This window comes from Aurantimonas manganoxydans SI85-9A1, assembly GCF_000153465.1.
GTDB classification, from domain to species: domain Bacteria; phylum Pseudomonadota; class Alphaproteobacteria; order Rhizobiales; family Rhizobiaceae; genus Aurantimonas; species Aurantimonas manganoxydans.
The window spans coordinates 4238226-4253042 of record NZ_CH672387.1 but is presented as its reverse complement, the minus strand read 5'-3'; the positions used below and the strand labels follow the sequence as shown (position 1 = coordinate 4253042).

Genomic DNA, 14817 nt, shown 5'->3' with positions numbered 1-14817 from the left:
CCGCGAAGGCGCCCCGCTTTCAGGCGATGTCGAAGCTCGCCAGCACCGGCACGTGGTCGGAGGGCCGCTCCCAGCTGCGTGCGGCGCTCATCACGTCGATCGCGGTCAGGGCGGGCGCGAGATCCTGCGATCCCCAGATATGGTCGAGGCGCCGGCCGCGATTGGACGCCGCCCAGTCCTTGGAGCGGTAGCTCCACCAGGTGAAGAGCTGCTCGTCCATCGGCACGTGATGGCGCATCAGGTCGGTCCAGCGCCCGTCGGCCTGCGCCCGCAGCAGCCCCTCGCATTCGATCGGCGTGTGCGACACCACCTTCAGAAGCTGCTTGTGCGACCAGACGTCGGTCTCGAAGGGCGCGATGTTGAGATCGCCGACGAGCAGCGAGGAGACGCCCGGCTCCGCCTCGGCACTGATCAGCCGCATCTCCTCGATGAAGTCGAGCTTGTGCTTGAACTTGACGTTGACCTCCGGATTCGGCTCGTCACCGCCTGCCGGCACATAGAAATTGTGCACTCGCAGCCGCCGCCCGCCGATGCTCAGCCGCGTCGACAAATGGCGTGCATCGCCGATCTGGCAGAAATCCTGGCGCACGATGTCGTCGAAGGGCTGCTTCGAAACCGTGGCGACGCCGTGATAGCCCTTCTGGCCATGGATCGCGATGTGCTCGTAACCGAGCGCCTTGAAGGCCTTTTCCGGAAACTGGTCGTTCGGACACTTGGTCTCCTGCAGACACAGGATATCCGGCTTCCGCTCTTCCAGGAGCCGCTGCACCAGGGGCATGCGCAGGCGCACCGAATTGATGTTCCAGGTCGCGATGGTGAAGGGCATGGGCAGTTCCGGCGAGAAGGATGGGGCTCCCGCTTAGGCGGCCTGCCGGCACCGTTCAAGTCTTGCCGCTCGCGCAACCGGCGCCACACGAGGCGGCGCCGGTCCAGCAGGGTATCGCGGAGAAGGCTGCGGCCGGCGAAGCCCTGACGTGAGCCCGGCCGGCCGAAGGTCCTGTCAGCGGGCCTGCTGCACGACCTTGCAGAGCGCCACGAGACCGCGATCGAAGGCGTTCGGATCGGCCATGATGCCGGTGCAGCGGCGCACCATCGCCGTCTGCTCCGACCGCGACATGCCCTCGAAGGCCGCATAGTAGCGCGCCTCGTCTCCATCGAAACCCTGCGCGACACCCGAATTGGGATTCTGCGGGCTGGTGGGTGCGGGGGCGACGGTCGCACCCGGCTGCGCCGTGCCGCCGATGGTCACCCGGCCCGTCGTATTGAGAGGCGTTCCGCCGCCGAGCGAAGCGGACACGTCGGCGTCCGCACCGCGGCCACCGCCCACCGACGCCGTGGCCGTCGAATTGACCCCGTCGCCGCCACCGGCCGAAGCCCCGACGCCCGCGTTCACGCCACTGCCGCCACCGACGGACGCACCGGCTCCGGCGCTGACGCCGTTGCTGCCGGCCACCGACGCACCACCGCCGGCACTGACACCGCCGCCGACCGATGCGCCGGCCCCGGCGCTGATGCCGCCGCCGCCGCCAACCGAGGCGCCGACGCCGGCACCGACCTGCGCCAGTGCGGGTGACGCGACCGCAAGGGCCGACCCGACAAGAAGAGTAGAAAGGATGAACCGAGGTGTTGCTGCACTCATGACTGTGTCCTTTTCTCGTGACTGCCGAACCGCAGTCGTCGAGTGGTTAAGCCAGTCGGAGGTCGAATCGTTTCAGACCACCCATCTTGCGTTAATCCCTTGATTAACGGAAAGTAACCTTGGGGAATCTGTTTCGAGCGAGATATTGCGTTGCGATACGCGGCGCGATGCTGGTCTCGGCGCCGCAGGATCGCATCCGCGGCAGCCGAAGCGAAACCAGAGGAAGGCCGCAGGGCCGGCCTTGCCAGCCCCGCGGCACGGGCCGTATCAGTTGCCGGTCTGGCCCTGGGCGATCGCGGTATAGGGGATCTTGAACGTCGATTCGGCGATGTCACCGCCATGCTTGACGTTGTAGATCATCACCGTGGTGTCCTTGCCCTGCTGGTCGCGGATCGTCCACTGCTTGAGCTCGTAGCTCTTCGGATCGAACATCAGCGTGATGCGGGAATTGCCGAAGATCGAGCTGTCGCCCATGACGATGGTCGTCAGGTCCGGCTCTTCCTTCACGCTCTGGATATTCGCCTGGGAGAGGTCGATCCGCCGGTCGAGCAAGAGCTTCAGCGGCGTCTTCGACAGGGGATAGGTGTCCCAGGTGTTCAGCTTCTTGTTGTTGATCGCCACGGTGGAGCCGTCGGCGATCACCCGCAGCGGCTGCTGCGTGTAGTCGAAGCGCACCTTGCCGGGCTTCTCGATATAGAACTTGCCCTCGGTCTGCCGGCCGTTCGGATCGAACTGTACGAAATCGCCGTGCATCGAGGGGATGCCGGCGAAATGATCGGCGATCTGCTGGGCACCGGCCTGCGCCGCAGCAGGGCCGGCCGCCATCGGACCGCAGACCGCGGCGACGGCAAGCGTCGCAGCCAGGGCGCGGGTCGTGGCGAAGCGGGAGATGGTGTCGAATGTCTTGGCCATGGTGATGGATACTTCCCTTGTTCCGAAGTCCGCCCTTCGTCTCATGCGGGGGATATAGGGCCCCGGAGCCGTTTCGGCGCGGGGGGCCCTTCCTTGGACGTCAGTCTGGGGGAGCAATGGGGCGCGCGTGCGGCGCACTGGCCTTGTTTCGCGCGCCCTCCAGCGATCACATGCGGTCGTCTTCGGTCGGCACCAGGATTTCGCGCTTGCCGGCATGGTTGGCCGCGCCGACGACGCCCTCGCGCTCCATCCGCTCGATGATCGAGGCGGCGCGGTTGTAGCCGATCGACAGGCGCCGCTGGACGTAGGAGGTCGAGGCCTTGCCGTCGCGCAGGACAATCGCGACCGCCTGGTCGTAGAGATCGGCGCCCTCGTCCGGCTCGCCGCCACCCGAACCGCCGCTGGAGCCGCCGTCGCCGCCGCCATCTTCCTCGTCCTCCTCGAGGATCGAGTCGAGATAGTCCGGCACGCCTTGGCTCTTCAGGTGATTGACGATGTCCTCCACCTCGGCGTCGTCGACGAACGGGCCGTGGACGCGCTGGGTGCGGCCGCCACCGGCCATGAACAGCATGTCGCCCATGCCCAGAAGCTGCTCGGCGCCCTGCTCCTGCAGGATGGTGCGCGAATCGATCTTCGACGTCACCTGGAAGGAGATACGGGTCGGGAAGTTGGCCTTGATCGTGCCTGTGATGACGTCGACCGACGGACGCTGGGTCGCCATGATGACGTGGATGCCGGCGGCGCGGGCCATCTGCGCGAGGCGCTGGACGGTGCCCTCGATGTCCTTGCCCGCGACCATCATCAGGTCGGCCATCTCGTCGATGATGACGACGATGTAGGGCAGCGGCGACAGGTCGAATTCCTCGGTCTCGAAGATCGGCTCGCCGGTCTCGCGGTCGAAGCCGGTCTGGACGGTGCGCGAGATCGTCTCGCCCTTCTCCATGGCGGTCTTCACCCGGGCATTGAAGCCGTCGATATTGCGCACGCCGACCTTGGACATCTTGCGATAGCGGTCCTCCATCTCGCGGACGGTCCACTTCAGCGCGACGACGGCCTTCTTCGGGTCGGTGACCACCGGGGCCAGCAGATGCGGGATGCCGTCATAGATCGACAGTTCCAGCATCTTGGGGTCGATCATGATCAGGCGACACTCGGCCGGGGTCATCCGGTAGAGCAGCGACAGGATCATGGTGTTGATCGACACCGACTTGCCCGAGCCGGTGGTACCGGCGACCAGGAGATGCGGCATCTTGGCGAGGTCGGCGATCACCGGCTCGCCGCCGATGGTCTTGCCCAGCGCCAGCGGCAGCTTGGCCTTGTTCTGGATGAACGCGTCGGAGCCGATCATCTCGCGGAAATAGACCGTGTCGCGGCGCTGGTTCGGCAATTCGATGCCGATGGCGTTCTTGCCGGGGATGACAGCGACGCGGGCGGCGATGGCGCTCATCGAACGAGCGATGTCGTCCGACAGGCCGATGACGCGCGACGACTTGATGCCGGGCGCCGGCTCCAGTTCGTAGAGGGTGACGACCGGGCCCGGACGGACCTCGATGATCTCGCCCTTGACGCCGAAATCTTCCAGGACGCCCTCAAGCAGGCGGGCATTCTCCTGCAGCGCCTCGGGCGACAGCGAGCTGTCGCGGCTGCGCGGCTTGGGCGGCGTCAGATATTCGATCGACGGCAGTTCGAAGCGCACCGGGTCGGCGACCGTGGTGACCGGCTTCAGGGCCGTGGCGCGGCCGGAGCCGGTGCGCAGGCGCTGCTGGTCGGCCGTAACGGTGGCCTGCGGCACGACGCGCACGCCGGCATCGGGCTGCGGCGCGGCGGCGCGCTGCGGCGGCCGGGCGGGTGCGCCCTGCCCTTCGGCGCGGCCCCGCGGCTCGCTGCGCGGCGCTTCGGCGGCCGGAGCCTTGCGGCCCGGGAAGGCGACGATGTTGCCGGCCAGAAGCCCGCGCCAGCCGCTGCTTTCCTCGGGGATCGGTGCGGCGTTGGGCGACACGCGGTCGGCGGGACCCACGACCATGGCATCGTCGTCCAGGGCCGGCTGCGGCCCGTCGAAGCTGCCGTCATAGGCCGCCGACTCGTCGCCATATGGCACGTCATCCTGCCAGTTTCCGGCATCGGTCATGCCGTCGTCCTCGGGATAATCCGCCATCGGGTCGTGATAGCCGGCGCCGGTCTCGGCCTGCGCGGCGACGCGGATCTCGCGCCCGCTCTGCATCTGCGGCTGCGGCTGCGGCGCGGCCTGCGGCGTCGCGAAGTCGTCGTCCTGCCAGTCGTCGAAGCGATCGCCGAATTCCGCCGGCTCGCGCGCCGCGCGCCGGGCTTCCAGGTGACGCTGCACCGAAGAGCGGACCGAATAGGCGGTATGGGCGAGCGCGCCGATGGCCAGCGCCACGCGGCTTTCGCCCGCCTCCTCATCCTCGTCCTGGATGGGCCGGCGGCGATTGTCGGCCACCGGCTTGGCGCGGTTGCGATCGATCAGGCCCGCGCCGTTGAGGAACAGCCAGCCGGCCGGTGCGGCGATCATCGCCGCGAAGACGAAGCCGAGAAGACCGCTCGGATAGGCGCCGGTGGCCAGCGCCGGGAATTTCAGCACGATGTCGCCGGCCACGCCCCCGAGCCCGATCGGCAGCGGCCAGCCGGCCGGGGCCGGCAGGCAGCCCAGGGCGGCCGAGGCGAGCACGATGCCGGCCAGCGCGTACCAGGCGCGGCGCCAGATGTGATCGACCGACAGACCCGACAGGAACAGAAGGCCCCAGATGGCCGGCAGCGCGACGAGCAGCGCCGCGCCCAGGCCGAAGATCTGCATGGCGAGATCGGCAACCACGGCACCGGCCGGGCCGGCCCAGTTCTCGACCATGTTCTGGTTCGACTGGCTCAGCGACGGATCGCTGACCGTCCAGGTGGCGCAGGCAACGCCCAGATAGCCGGCAAGGCCGATCAGACCTGCCGCGCCGCAGAGTTCGCCCTGCCGCCGGATGAAGGAGGTTTGGCTGTCGCCACTCGCCGTCGATGCCATCGTATCCTGCCTGTCTCGTCGTGGCGGACCGGCCCGAAGCGGCGGGTCCACTGCTTGAGGCGGAGAGTAGGCGCGGCTGGTTAAGACCCGTTTAAGCTTAAGAGGAAGTTGCGGCGGCCGCGACAAAGCCCGCCGGAACCGCTGCCGGCTTGCCACGCCGAGCGTCGGGCCCCATCTCGCGGCACGACAGTGACAGACGGAGCAGAAGCATGGACATTCGCCACGAGAACCACGGCGGCAAGGGTCGCTTCACGACGCCGGGCGGCGAGTCGGAGCTGACCTACACGATGGCCGGCGACACGACGGCGATCTTCGAGCATACCTATGTGCCGGCCAGCGAACGCGGCCAGGGCATCGCCGCCGAACTGCTGGCCGCGGCGGCTGACTGGGCTCGCGGCGCCGGCCTGACCGTGGTGCCGCAATGCTCCTACGTTCAGGCGCAGTTCCGCCGCCATCCCGAATACCGCGAACTTCTTTAAGCCCGGCGCCGGCCGCCGCCCCTTGCAAACGCCGACGGGGACAGGCTTGCGCCCGCCCCCGTCGACTCAGCCCCGGGAGGGTGGCTTAGGAGTGGTAGGCGACCTCGCCGTGATAGGAGAGATCGAGGCCCTGGCGCTCGGCCTCGGCGGTCGGCCGCAGCCCGACGGTCATGTCGACCAGCTTGAACAGGATCGCCGAGATGACGCCGCACCACACGATGGTGACGAGGACGGCCCAGACCTGGGTCGTGGTCTGCGCGACGATCGAGAAATCCTCACCGCCGGTCCCACCCAGCCAGGACGCGGTGAAGATGCCGGTGCCGATCGCCCCGACGATGCCGCCGACACCGTGGATACCGAAGACGTCGAGGCTGTCGTCATAGCCAAACTTGTTCTTCACGACATCGACGAAGAAGTAGCAGATGCCGCTGGAGATCGCGCCGAGGACGATGGCGCCGACCGGCCCGACGGTACCGCAGGCCGGGGTCACCGCGACGAGACCGGCGACGATGCCGGAGGCCGCGCCCAGCATCGAGGCCTTGCCGCGCATCATCGTCTCGATCACGCACCAGGCGACCAGCGCGCCGGCCGTGGCGGTGAAGGTGTTCAGCATGGCCAGTACAGCGCCCCCGGTCGCCTCGAGATTCGAGCCGGCGTTGAAGCCGAACCAGCCGACCCACAGGATCGAGGCGCCGACCATGGTCAGCGTCATCGAGTGGGGAGCCATCATGTCGCGGCCGAAACCGGCGCGCTTGCCGACGAACAGGCAGCCTACCAGCGCCGCGATGCCGGCATTGATGTGAACGACCGTGCCGCCGGCGAAATCGAGCGCGCCCCAGTTGTAGATCAGGCCCGAGCCGTCCCACACCATGTGGGCGATCGGGAAATAGACCAGCGTCACCCAGAGCACGGTGAACAGCATCACCGCCGAGAACTTGATGCGCTCGGCGAAGGCGCCGACGATCAGGGCGGGCGTGATGACCGCGAAGGTCATCTGGAAGGCAATGAACAGATATTCCGGCAGCGCGACCCCGTCTGTGAAGGTGGAGGCGGTGGAATCGACGGTCACCCCGGCGAGGAACAGCTTGCCGAAGCCGCCCCAGTACGGGCTGGTGCCGCCGCCGAACGCCATGGAGTAGCCGTAGACCACCCAGATGATCATCACGACGCCGGCGATGACGGTGCATTGCATGAGCACCGACAGCATGTTCTTGGCCCGCACCAGCCCGCCATAGAACAGCGCAAGGCCCGGCAGCGTCATGAACAGGACGAGCAGCGTCGCGGTCATCATCCAGGCGACGTCGCCCTTCTCGACGACGGGCGCCGCCGCCGCAGCCACATCGGCCACCGCGGCCTCCTGGGCCAGCGCCGGACAGGCAAGCGCCGCGGCAAGGCCGAGGCCTGCGGCCAGGGCCGGCAGATGGCGTTTCAGACGGGAAGTGGTGACCATGTCGCTCTTCTTTCCAGTGCGCCCCTGAAGAGGCCGAAGAGGAAGCGTCGCGGCGCTCCCGCGGGCAGACAATCAAGAGCCGTGCCATATCCCCGAGACAGCCCGCAGCGCCTCGAAACTGGCCGATCTGCCGCGATTTCCGTCGCCGCGGCCGCGCAATCTGCCTGTTTCACGGCCAGAGTGACGCTTTGTTAGGCATTGCGGTCACGTGTTCGGCATCTCTGCCCCCAACGTGAAAAGGGGGCCGCAGGGGCCCCCTTCTCGCTTCGTTCGCCAGGTTCGGATCAGGCGCGGCCGACCGAGAACTCCGGATAGGCTTCCACGCCCACCTCGGTTCGATCGAGGCCGAGGGCCTCTTCCTCCTCGCTGACCCGGATGCCCATCACCGCCTTCAGGATCGCCCAGACGACCAGGCTGACGACGAAGGTGAAGACACCGTAGGCGAGGACGCCGATCAGCTGCACGCCAAAGCTCGTCTCCGCATTGGTCAGCGGCACGGCCATGGTGCCCCAGATACCGGCGAGGAGATGGACAGGGATCGCACCGACCACGTCGTCGATCTTCAGCTTGTCGAGCAGCGGCACGGCGAAGACCACGATCACGCCACCGACGGCACCGATCAGGATCGCCGACAGGGGCGAGGGCTGCAGCGGCTCCGCCGTGATCGACACGAGGCCCGCCAGGGCACCGTTCAGCACCATGGTGACGTCGACCCGCTTGTAGATGACCTGCAGCAGGATCATCGAGGCGACGACGCCGCCGGCTGCGGCCAGGTTGGTGTTGGCAAAGATCCGCGACACGTCCGACACGTCACTGATCGTGCCCATGGCCAGCTGCGAGGCACCGTTGAAGCCGAACCAGCCGAGCCACAGGATGAACGTGCCCAGCGTGGCGAGCGGGATGGAGGAACCCGGCATCGCGACACCACGACCGTCGGCGGCGAAGCGGCCCTTGCGTGCACCCAGGAGCAGCGCGCCCGCCAGCGCGGCCCAGCCACCGACCGAATGGACGAGGGTGGAACCGGCGAAGTCGGAGAAGCCCATCACCGACAGCCAGCCGGCGCCCCACTGCCAGGAACCGGCGATCGGGTAGATGAAGCCGGTCAGGATGACCGTGAAGGCAAGGAACGGCCAAAGCTTGATGCGCTCGGCCAGCGTGCCCGAGACGATCGAGGCGGCGGTGGCCACGAAGACCATCTGGAAGAACCAGTCGGAGGCCGTCGAATAGCCGGTGGCGAGGTTGTTGCCGCCCACCGCGTCGAAGCTGTAGGTGCCGAAGGAGCCGAAATAGCCGCCATCGACGCCCGTATACATGAGGTTGTAGCCGACGATCCAGTACATGATGCCGGCGATGGAGTAGAGCGCGATGTTCTTCAGGCACTGCATCGAGACGTTCTTGGAACGCACAAGGCCGGCCTCGAGCATGGCGAAGCCCGCCGCCATCCACATCACCAGGAAGCCGCCCACGAGGAACAGCAGGGTGTTGAAGATGTAGGCGACATTCGGCTCGGTAGCGTAGGCGACGGCGGCAGCGGCGGCGTCGGAGCCCTGGCCCGCGGCTTCCGCTGCCGCTGGCGCGGCGTCCTGGGCGAAGGCGGCGGTGGCCGCCAGGCCGGTCAGCGTGCCGGCGACGAATAGGAGTTTCGTGAACTTCATGGTCCGGTCGCTTCCTCTCACAGTGCGTTGACGTCGACTTCGCCGGTCCGGATGCGGACCGCCTGGTCGATGCCGAAGACGAAGATCTTGCCGTCGCCGATCTGGCCGGTCTTGGCGGCGGTCTGGATCGCCTCCACCGTCCGGTCGACCAGATCCACCGCGACCGCGACCTCGATTTTCAGCTTGGGCAGGAAGCTCACCGCATATTCGGTGCCGCGGTAGATTTCGGTGTGGCCCTTCTGGCGCCCGTAGCCCTTGACCTCGGTGACCGTCAGCCCCTGGACGCCTATGCCGGTCAGTGCTTCGCGCACCTCGTCCAGCTTGAATGGCTTGATGATCGCCATCACGATTTTCATGTTCACCTCGAACCTTGGGCGGCTGGGAGCACCGCCGAGTTGAGCCAGCGAATGCCGGGAGCGTCATGCGCCCGACGGTTGACTGACTCAAAGGAAAACAAGGTCCGTGCCAAACGGGTCGAACAACCGCCAATCACGCGATTTTTCTGGCCGGGGCCCCCGGGCGCCACTTTTTGAGGCACGCGGCTTCAGCCCGATCTGCACATTTTATATGCAGGCCGGGTGGTCGTGGTGGTTTTCTAGGCGCCCCGGCGCGGCCGGATCAGCCCTTCCTGCGCGACCGACGCGGTCAGAATGCCGTCGGCGGAATAGAGCGAGCCGCGGGTCAGCCCGCGGGCGCCGGACGAGGACGGGCTGTCCTGGGCATAGAGCAGCCAGTCGGAGACCCGCACCGGCCGGTGGAACCACATGGCGTGGTCGAGGCTGGCGGCTTGGATGCGCTTGTCGAACACCGACAGGCCATGGGCGAAGAGCGAGGTGTCGAGCAGCGTCATGTCCGACAGATAGGCCAGCACCGCCGCGTTCAGCGCCCGGTCGTCGCCGATCTCGCCCGGGCAGCGCACCCAGACCCGCTGTACCGGCTCCAGCTTGTCCGTCGTCAGATAATGGTCGAAGGAGATCGGCCGGAACTCGATCGGCCGCGGCCGCTCCCAGTAGCGCCGCACCGCTTCGGGCGCCCGCTTCAGGATCGTCTCGTTCAGATCCTCGCCATGCGGCACCTCGTCCGGCCCCGGCACGTCCGGCATCGTCGCCTGGTGGTCCAGCCCCTCCTCGTCCTTCTGGAACGAGGCCGACAGCGAGAAGATCGCGTGGCCGTGCTGGATGGCGACGACCCGGCGGGTGGTGAAGGAGCCGCCGTCGCGGATCCGGTCGACGTCGTAGATGATCGGGGTGGCGGGGTCGCCGGGTCGCATGAAGTAGGAGTGCAGTGAATGACAGAAGCGGTCGGCTGGCACGGTGCGCTGCGCGGCGACCAGCGCCTGGGCGATCACCTGGCCGCCGAAGACCCGCTGCCAGCTCTGGTCCGGACTGGTGCCACGGAAGAGATTCTCCTCGATCCGCTCCAGGTCGAGGGTCTCGAGGAGCTTTTCAACGGCCTCTGTCATCCTAGATTCACTCCGGTACGCGGACAGATCGCCGCCGTTCGCCTGACCCGGCGTTGCACCACAAACCGCCAGATGGTCAACCGGTTTCGGACCGAATCTGCCCCGCCGCCCTCGCGCGTGCGCGATATCAGGAGCCTTGCATGTCCGACGACACCCTTGCCGATTCCACGCCCGAGCACGCCGACATCGTGGTCGCCGGCGCCGGCTATGTCGGCCTGACGACGGCGGTGGCGATCGCGGATGCCGCGCCCTCGCTGAAGATCGTCCTCGTCGACGCCGCGCCCGAGGGCGTCTGGCAGCGCGACGGCCGCGCTTCGGCCGTGGCCGCCGCCGCCATCCGCATGCTGGAGCAGCTCGGCATCTGGCAGGAGGTCGCCGACGAGGCCCAGCCGATCACCGAGATGATCGTCACCGATTCCCGCACCTCCGATCCGGTGCGGCCGGTCTTCCTGACCTTCGGCGGCGAGGCGCGGCCCGGCGAGCCCTTCGCCCACATGCTGCCCAATGTTGCCCTCAACGGCGCCCTGCGCAAACGTGCCGACGCCCTCGGCATCCAGATCCGCGCGGCCACCGCGGTGTCCGGCATCGACCAGAAGCCGGCCTCGATCCGCGTCAAACTCGCCTCCGGCGGCGCCATCGAGGCGCGACTTCTCGTCGCCTGCGACGGCGTGCGCTCGGCGATCCGCGACATGGCCGGCATCGGCACGGTTCACTGGGACTACGGCCAGTCCGGCATCGTCGCGACCGTCGCCCACGAGCGGCCCCATCACGGCCGCGCCGAGGAGCATTTCCTCCCCTCCGGCCCCTTCGCCATCCTGCCTCTGAAGGGCAATCGTTCGTCGCTGGTCTGGACCGAGCCGACCCGCGAGGCGGACCGCCTCGTCGCCTCCGACGACATGATGTTCGAGCTGGAGCTGGAGCAGCGCTTCGGTCACAAGCTGGGCGCGCTGACCGTCGAGGGAGGCCGCCGCGCCTTCCCGCTCGGCCTGACGCTGGCCCGCGACTTCGTGCGCCCGCGCATCGCGCTGGCCGGTGATGCGGCCCACGGCATCCACCCGATCGCCGGGCAGGGCCTCAATCTCGGCTTCAAGGACGCCGCGGCGCTGGCCGAGACCGTCGTCGAGGCCGCCCGCCTCGGGCTCGACATCGGCGCCCTCGACACCTTGCAGACCTACCAGCGCTGGCGGCGCTTCGACACGGTGCAGATGGGCATCACCACCGACGTCCTGAACCGGCTGTTCTCCAACGACAACGGCATCCTGCGCGCGGCCCGCAGTTTCGGCCTGTCGCTGGTCGACCGCACCCCGCGGCTGAAGGATTTCTTCATCGGCCAGGCCGCCGGCCTGCATTCCGGCGCCTCGCCGCGTCTCCTCCAGGGCGAGGCCATCTGAGGGCCCCGCGACGGCAAAGCAGAGCTGTTTCGGGGCGCCTGGAACGATTCTATCGCCCCGCACGCCCCCGGCAGCAAATTCTTTCCCGCCTTGCCGCTGCTCGGCAATGCCCGCCGCCGATCCCCGGATCGAATACGCCTATGTAGGGTCAACGCGACGTGGCCTTGTGCGGCCGATGGCAGGGAGCAACCGACATGGCGAAGGATCACCGCGCCGGATCGAAGGTCAGGGGCGACAAGCTGCCGGCGATCGTGATGGCCAATCACCTTCTGGAAGGTGACGTCGTCTTCCTGGCGGAGAGCGGCTGGACGCTCGACCCCTCCAAGGCCCGCGTCGCCTATGATGCCGAGACGGCCGACGCGATGGAAGCCGAGGGCAAGGCGGCGCTCGCCGCCAACATGGTGGTCGATCCCTATCTCGTTCCCGTCGACATCGGGGGGTCCGGCCTGCCGGTCGCCCGGCATTTCCGCGACGCCATGCGCCAGAAGGGCCCGTCGATCCATCCGGACATGGGCAAGCAGGCCGAATACGAGACGCCCGCCTGAGCCGCGCATCGGCGCGACAGGGGATGGCAGCCGGCCGGACCGGCGCCGAGACGAGCTTGAAGAGGACACAGCATGTATCGCTATGACGAGTTCGACGAGGAGTTCGTGCGCGAACGCGTGGCCCAGTTCCGTGGTCAGGTGGCCCGGCGGCTGGACGGCTCGCTCTCGGAAGACGAGTTCAAGCCGCTGCGGCTGAAGAACGGACTCTATCTCCAGCTCCACGCCTACATGCTGCGCATCGCCGTGCCCTACGGCACGCTGAGCTCCAGGCAGCTGCGCCAGCTCGCCAACATCGCCGAGACCTACGACAAGGGCTACGGCCACTTCACCACGCGCCAGAACCTGCAGTTCAACTGGCCGAAGCTGAAAGACGTGCCGGCGATCCTCGACATGCTCGCCGATGTCGAGATGCACTGCATCCAGACCTCCGGCAACTGCATCCGCAACGTCACCGCCGACCAGTTCGCCGGTGTCGCCGCCGACGAGGTGGAGGATCCGCGCCCGACCGCCGAGCTGATCCGCCAGTGGTCGAGCCTGCATCCCGAATTCACCTGGCTGCCGCGCAAGTTCAAGATCGCCGTCACCGGCGCCGAGCATGACCGCGCCGCGATCATGGTCCACGATGTCGGGCTGAAGATGAAGCGCGGCCCGGACGGCGAGCCCGGCTACGAGGTCGTTGTGGGCGGCGGTCTCGGCCGCACGCCGATGATCGGCAAGATCGTTCGCGACTTCATTCCGCGCGACGAGCTGCTTGCCTATCTCGAGGCGATCATGCGGGTCTACAATTCCGAGGGCCGGCGCGACAACAAGTTCAAGGCACGGGTGAAGATCCTCGTCCACGAGACCGGCGAGGAGGAATTCCGCCGCCGGGTCGAGGCCGAATACGCCCAGCTCGACGGCCCGACGATCAATGCGCCCGAGGACGAGGTGGCGCGCATCGCCGCCTATTTCGCGCCGCCGGCCTACGAGACCCTGCCCGACACCTCCGAGACGCTGGAGGCCGCGCGCCGCGCCGATCCGGGCCTCGACCATTTCGTCACGCAGAACGGTTTTGCCCACAAGCAGCCGGGTTATATCGCCCTGACCATCTCGCTGAAGGCCATCGGCGAGGTGCCGGGCGACATGTCCGCCAAGCAGATGCGCGTCTTCGCCGACATCGCCGAGCGCCATTCCCTGTCCGAGCTGCGCGTCACCCATTCGCAGAACCTCGTCCTTCCCTATGTGAAGAAGGACGACGTGCCGGCGGTCTATGCGGCGCTGAAGGCGGCGGGACTGGCGACGGCCAATGCCGGCCTCGTCACCGACATCATCGCCTGCCCCGGCCTCGACTATTGCGCGCTGGCCACGGCGAAATCGATCCCGATCGCCCAGGAGATCGCCCGGACGTTCCAGGACGAGGACCGCCAGCGCAACATCGGCCCGCTGCCGATCAAGATCTCCGGCTGCATCAATGCCTGCGGCCACCACCATGTCGGTGCCATCGGCATTCTCGGCCTCGAAAAGGCCGGCAAGGAGAACTACCAGATCACCGTCGGCGGCGACGCCACGGAAAACGCCGCCCTGGGCGAGCGCCTCGGCCCCGGCATCGACGCCGAGGACGTGCCGGGCGCGATCGAGAGCATCGTCGAGGTCTATCTCGGCGAGCGCCGGGAGGGTGAGGAGTTCATCCAGACCGTGCGCCGCGCCGGGCTGGAGCCGTTCAAGGCCGGCTTCACCGCCTATATCGCTTCCCGCCAGGCCGCGACGGAGGCAGCCGAATGACCCTGATCCGCGAGACCGGCGAGACCTCGGACACTTATCGGCGCGTCGACAGCATCGAGGCCCTCGGCACGGACGGGGCGCTGATCGTGCCGCTGGCCCTGGCCGAGGCGGCGAAGGACCGGCTCGCCGGCCGCCGCTTCGGCCTGTCGGTGCCCAACAACGCCGCGGTGGACGACATCGCGCCGTTGCTGGCGGACGTCGATCTGGTCGTGGTGGAGTTCCCGGCTTTTTCCGACGGCCGTGGCTTCTCGCTGGCCAAGCGTCTGCGCCGGGCCGGCTTCGCGGGCACGCTGCGCGCGTCGGGCCCGCTCATCGCCGACCAGTTCGCCGATGCGCTGGCCTGCGGCTTCGACGAGGTGGAGCTGCCCGAGACCATGGCCAACCGCCAGCCCGTCCAGCAGTGGATGGAGGCCAAGGACACCATGAGCCGCCACTACCAGAACGGCTACGGCGACGACCGCAGCATTCTGAGAAAACGGCTGGCCGCCCGCGAGGCTTGAA

The 14817-nt window shown here is 67.8% G+C and carries 13 protein-coding genes; 5 read left to right on the top strand and 8 right to left on the bottom strand.

Features of this window, described 5'->3' with window-relative positions; genetic code table 11:
- Window positions 1-19: 19 nt before the first annotated feature.
- The 4 genes from SI859A1_RS19905 to SI859A1_RS19890 form a co-directional block, all read right to left on the bottom strand.
- Entirely contained in the window at window positions 20-826 is an 807-nt protein-coding gene (locus tag SI859A1_RS19905) for an exodeoxyribonuclease III (protein ID WP_009211445.1), read from the bottom strand.
- 174 nt (window positions 827-1000) lie between these two features.
- Window positions 1001-1639 carry a hypothetical protein gene (locus tag SI859A1_RS19900; protein ID WP_009211444.1) on the bottom strand — a complete coding sequence of 213 codons (639 nt, stop codon included), beginning with the start codon at window positions 1637-1639 and terminating at the stop codon, window positions 1001-1003.
- A gap of 267 nt (window positions 1640-1906) precedes the next feature.
- Window positions 1907-2551: an outer-membrane lipoprotein carrier protein LolA gene (locus SI859A1_RS19895; protein WP_009211443.1), complete on the bottom strand. Its 645-nt coding sequence runs from the start codon at window positions 2549-2551 to the stop codon at window positions 1907-1909.
- Between the two features lie 166 nt (window positions 2552-2717).
- Window positions 2718-5573 (bottom strand): DNA translocase FtsK, encoded by a 2856-nt coding sequence (locus SI859A1_RS19890; RefSeq protein ID WP_009211442.1) that lies wholly within the window; start codon window positions 5571-5573, stop codon window positions 2718-2720.
- Window positions 5574-5782: 209 nt separating this feature from the next.
- Here SI859A1_RS19890 and SI859A1_RS19885 point away from each other — a divergent pair, with 209 nt between their 5' ends.
- Entirely contained in the window at window positions 5783-6052 is a 270-nt protein-coding gene (locus SI859A1_RS19885) for a GNAT family N-acetyltransferase (protein ID WP_040326081.1), read from the top strand.
- Between the two features lie 85 nt (window positions 6053-6137).
- Here the strand turns inward: SI859A1_RS19885 and SI859A1_RS19880 are convergent, their stop codons facing one another.
- The 4 genes from SI859A1_RS19880 to tesB all read right to left on the bottom strand — a co-directional run bounded on the left by SI859A1_RS19880 (window position 6138) and on the right by tesB (window position 10619).
- The gene (locus SI859A1_RS19880; RefSeq protein WP_009211440.1) at window positions 6138-7502 is read right to left on the bottom strand and encodes an ammonium transporter; all 1365 of its coding nucleotides are present in this window, start codon (window positions 7500-7502) and stop codon (window positions 6138-6140) included.
- Between the two features lie 284 nt (window positions 7503-7786).
- On the bottom strand, window positions 7787-9157 hold the full coding sequence (locus tag SI859A1_RS19875; RefSeq protein ID WP_009211439.1) for an ammonium transporter AmtB: 1371 nt from the start codon (window positions 9155-9157) through the stop codon (window positions 7787-7789).
- A gap of 17 nt (window positions 9158-9174) precedes the next feature.
- Complete coding sequence (locus SI859A1_RS19870) at window positions 9175-9513, bottom strand: P-II family nitrogen regulator (protein WP_029703667.1); 339 nt, start codon at window positions 9511-9513, stop codon at window positions 9175-9177.
- 239 nt (window positions 9514-9752) lie between these two features.
- Window positions 9753-10619, bottom strand: coding sequence for an acyl-CoA thioesterase II (gene tesB / locus SI859A1_RS19865; RefSeq protein ID WP_009211437.1), 867 nt, complete (start codon window positions 10617-10619; stop codon window positions 9753-9755).
- 140 nt (window positions 10620-10759) lie between these two features.
- On the opposite strand from tesB, the gene SI859A1_RS19860 reads away from it, so the two are divergent.
- The 4 genes from SI859A1_RS19860 (at window position 10760) to SI859A1_RS19845 (ending at window position 14816) form a co-directional block, all read left to right on the top strand.
- Window positions 10760-12010: a ubiquinone biosynthesis hydroxylase gene (locus SI859A1_RS19860; protein ID WP_040326080.1), complete on the top strand. Its 1251-nt coding sequence runs from the start codon at window positions 10760-10762 to the stop codon at window positions 12008-12010.
- A 194-nt stretch (window positions 12011-12204) separates the two neighbouring features.
- Complete coding sequence (locus tag SI859A1_RS19855; protein WP_050767639.1) at window positions 12205-12555, top strand: DUF2849 domain-containing protein; 351 nt, start codon at window positions 12205-12207, stop codon at window positions 12553-12555.
- Window positions 12556-12627: 72 nt separating this feature from the next.
- Window positions 12628-14316 carry a nitrite/sulfite reductase gene (locus SI859A1_RS19850; RefSeq protein ID WP_009211435.1) on the top strand — a complete coding sequence of 563 codons (1689 nt, stop codon included), beginning with the start codon at window positions 12628-12630 and terminating at the stop codon, window positions 14314-14316.
- Entirely contained in the window at window positions 14313-14816 is a 504-nt protein-coding gene (locus tag SI859A1_RS19845; protein ID WP_040326079.1) for a DUF934 domain-containing protein, read from the top strand. The genes SI859A1_RS19850 and SI859A1_RS19845 overlap by 4 nt, the downstream gene beginning before the upstream one ends.
- Window position 14817 lies beyond the last annotated feature (1 nt).

Coding starts and splice junctions, on each gene's coding strand:
- SI859A1_RS19905 (WP_009211445.1), bottom strand. CDS start 826: ATGCCCTTCACCATCGCGACCTGGAACATCAATTCGGTGCGCCTGCGC.
- SI859A1_RS19900 (WP_009211444.1), bottom strand. CDS start 1,639: ATGAGTGCAGCAACACCTCGGTTCATCCTTTCTACTCTTCTTGTCGGG.
- SI859A1_RS19895 (WP_009211443.1), bottom strand. CDS start 2,551: ATGGCCAAGACATTCGACACCATCTCCCGCTTCGCCACGACCCGCGCC.
- SI859A1_RS19890 (WP_009211442.1), bottom strand. CDS start 5,573: ATGGCATCGACGGCGAGTGGCGACAGCCAAACCTCCTTCATCCGGCGG.
- SI859A1_RS19885 (WP_040326081.1), top strand. CDS start 5,783: ATGGACATTCGCCACGAGAACCACGGCGGCAAGGGTCGCTTCACGACG.
- SI859A1_RS19880 (WP_009211440.1), bottom strand. CDS start 7,502: ATGGTCACCACTTCCCGTCTGAAACGCCATCTGCCGGCCCTGGCCGCA.
- SI859A1_RS19875 (WP_009211439.1), bottom strand. CDS start 9,157: ATGAAGTTCACGAAACTCCTATTCGTCGCCGGCACGCTGACCGGCCTG.
- SI859A1_RS19870 (WP_029703667.1), bottom strand. CDS start 9,513: ATGAAAATCGTGATGGCGATCATCAAGCCATTCAAGCTGGACGAGGTG.
- tesB (WP_009211437.1), bottom strand. CDS start 10,619: ATGACAGAGGCCGTTGAAAAGCTCCTCGAGACCCTCGACCTGGAGCGG.
- SI859A1_RS19860 (WP_040326080.1), top strand. CDS start 10,760: ATGTCCGACGACACCCTTGCCGATTCCACGCCCGAGCACGCCGACATC.
- SI859A1_RS19855 (WP_050767639.1), top strand. CDS start 12,205: ATGGCGAAGGATCACCGCGCCGGATCGAAGGTCAGGGGCGACAAGCTG.
- SI859A1_RS19850 (WP_009211435.1), top strand. CDS start 12,628: ATGTATCGCTATGACGAGTTCGACGAGGAGTTCGTGCGCGAACGCGTG.
- SI859A1_RS19845 (WP_040326079.1), top strand. CDS start 14,313: ATGACCCTGATCCGCGAGACCGGCGAGACCTCGGACACTTATCGGCGC.